Origin of the sequence: Gordonia sp. i37, assembly GCF_002043085.1 — a bacterium.
Classification (GTDB): domain Bacteria; phylum Actinomycetota; class Actinomycetes; order Mycobacteriales; family Mycobacteriaceae; genus Gordonia; species Gordonia polyisoprenivorans.
The window spans coordinates 1-2,676 of the sequence record NZ_MVPX01000484.1 but is presented as its reverse complement, the minus strand read 5'-3'; the positions used below and the strand labels follow the sequence as shown (position 1 = coordinate 2,676).

Below are 2,676 nucleotides of genomic sequence, written 5' to 3'. Positions count from 1 at the left end.
CCCCGCCGGCGCAGTCGTCGGCCCAATCCTTCGACGACCGGCGGGTTGTATGCCAGTGCGGGAGGCACTTTCGTGCACCGGACTGTGAGCGTGATCGCCCCACCGGCGACGAGTACCCACACGATGAGCAACGGTTCGATCTGGTAGCGCGTCACCACGCGTTCACCGGTGAGGACGCCGGTGATCACCGCGGCAGCGATACAGCCGACGCCCACCGCGGCGGTCCACTGACGCCACTTGCGTGTCTCCTCCTCCGCGAAGTGCAGGGCACCGAGCCAGGACTCGTGTGGGCCGCCGGTGACGGTTTGTTCCAGCCGGCGGTTCATGTTGCGCCACTTGCTGTCTGCGGCAAGGGAACGTGCGACCAACAGAAGGCCGATGAGGCCGGTGAGAGCGGAGACGGTGTACCAGAGCACCGGGCCCGTCTCGGAATCGCCCGGCAGGAGAAAGGACGTCAGGAGAGTCGCCGCCAGCGCGATCAGCAGGCGCAGCGGGTCGACGATCAACCCCAACAGGACCGGGATGACGCGCAACAGTGCGACACCGAGGATCACGACGGACTTCTTGACTGGGCTCGGAAAGATCGACGCCGGCTGCAACGCCCGGATCACCAGACCGGACGCGCGCGACACGAGACCCACACGATACGACGACGGGAGGTCGGTGATGGCGCCGAGGCCCCGCGCGGGAATCGCTTGGGCGTCGGGGTCTTCGGTGACGATATCGCTCTGAAGTCTCTCCTTGTAGTCGTGCCGCCGCGCGTCCTGCCGCGTCTTCTGCTCGGCGTCGGCACGCGGATCGTCCGGCAGGAGGAGGTCGACGATGCCCGACGCGGCATTGACTCGGCCCCAACGCCAGTCGCTCGCACGCCACCGCCAGTCGAGAAAGCCGGCGAAGCGGGCCAGGGGTGTGCCGCAGAGTTTGTCCTCGGCGCGTTGGAGACCATCGATCTTGGTCATCCACTCGGACAACTGTTGCGGATCGATGGCGTCGATCGCGGTGTCGTGCTTGAGCCATGCCTCCAACTGGGTGGCCACGGCGTCGGCGCGAAGGGCTTTGAGGTAGTCGGAGTCGGCAGTGGCCGGCGGCTCGTCGCCTGTGATCTGGTGGTAGCGGATGACCGACTGGGTGTCGGGTCCGCCCGAGGCGGCGATGAGTCGCACGATGTTGTAGGAGGTGTATGAATCATTCTCCGGAAGCTTCTGTGCCAGAGCGTGATACAAGGATTCATCCCAGAATTCCTCGTTGGCGTCGGCGGAGATCGTCACGAGAGATGCCAGATGCGCGTGGAGGTGGCCCCAGAGTGTGGTGAGGAGCGGCACGGATCCGCCATCGGAGGTGAATCCGATACCACTCGCTGTCATCGACGGCGAGAGGGCACGGTAGAAGGCGGCGTCGGCGACGCTGTTGCCCTGTCTCAGTGCAGTGTTCACATCGGGTGTGATCGTCAGCAGGTGCTGCGCGGCAATACCGCTGATCAGTGCGCCCGTCCACAGCGTCGGGTCCGCGGCCACCGACGCCAGCTCGGTGTCGACGGTGAGATGGCGGGCTTGTAGAAGCACGGCGCCGCAGCGATACAGCGAGGGCTTGAGCGCGCTCGCCGCGTCCTTCCCGGCACCCTCGAGCGCACGTGCCCAGGCAATCAGGAATTGTGTCGCGTCGATGGCGGCGGTGACGTCCCCACGGGTCATCACCGACTGGGCCTGCGAGTCGGAGCCAGCCGCGGTCGAGCCCGGGGTGACCCTCGTGTAAGCCTGGGCGAGTGCGTCTTTGATGCGCAGGCTGAGCAGTGGTTCGATGGGTGTGCGTGGCTCGGCCGGGAACGGCGGGGTGAACAGCATTGTGTGTGGTGCGGTGAGGATCTCGCTGTAATGCTGTGCGTCGGAACCGATCCGGGACTGGATGTAGCGGCTCACCGGAATGCTCGGCAGAGGACCCTTGGTGGTTCCCAACCACGCGGCGAGTTCCTCGGTGCGCCCGCGCAGCGCGAGCACGCTGTCGTTGTGTTCGCGGATGTAGGTGATCTCGTCCTCGGCCGACTCCTGTCGACTCTTCATCGACATGCCGGAGCGAATGACGTTGAGCCAGCGCGACAATTGGGCGGTTTGCTTGGCGAGCACTCGTCGCTGCGCATTGTCCGTCGCCGGCATCGGGATGGGTTCGGGTTGCGCGGGCGGTTGTGGGTCGAGGTACATCAGCACACGCTCGGTGGGCGCGGACGCGGGCGCGCGTTGGATGGCGCGGATCGCACGGTCGATCGGGATGTTGTCGAAGACCCCACCGTCGATGACGAGAAAAGGTGCCTCCCCGGACACCGTGTTGCTGCCTGCCGTGTCGTCACCCGTGGCAGCGCGAGCGAACGGAAACACTCTGTCCATGTTGGGTTTTCCGCCGCTGTTCGGCGCGATCTGCTCGGGTGAGTCGATCGAATACACCGTCGCAGGTTCGAATGCGCCCGGGAACGACGATGTCGATCGGATCGCCAGTGCCATGGCCTGCCTGGCGACCTCGGCGGCGGCCTCGTCGTCGCCCAATCCGGGAATCGTCGAGTACTGCGAGCCGAGGCCACCGGGCCGGCGGGTGAAGGAGAAACCGCCGCGGGCGGTGGTCACCTGCTTGTCCGGGTCGGGGAGCAGGGTGGCGGCGAGTTCAACGCTCAGTGCTTGCGGCGGGGGG

At 66.2% G+C, this 2,676-nt stretch carries 1 protein-coding gene; it reads right to left on the bottom strand.

What is annotated here, in order from left to right; all coding sequences use genetic code 11:
* Positions 1–2,676: DUF3376 domain-containing protein (locus tag B1964_RS23555; protein ID WP_139765844.1), on the bottom strand; the 2,676-nt coding region annotated here is incomplete at both ends.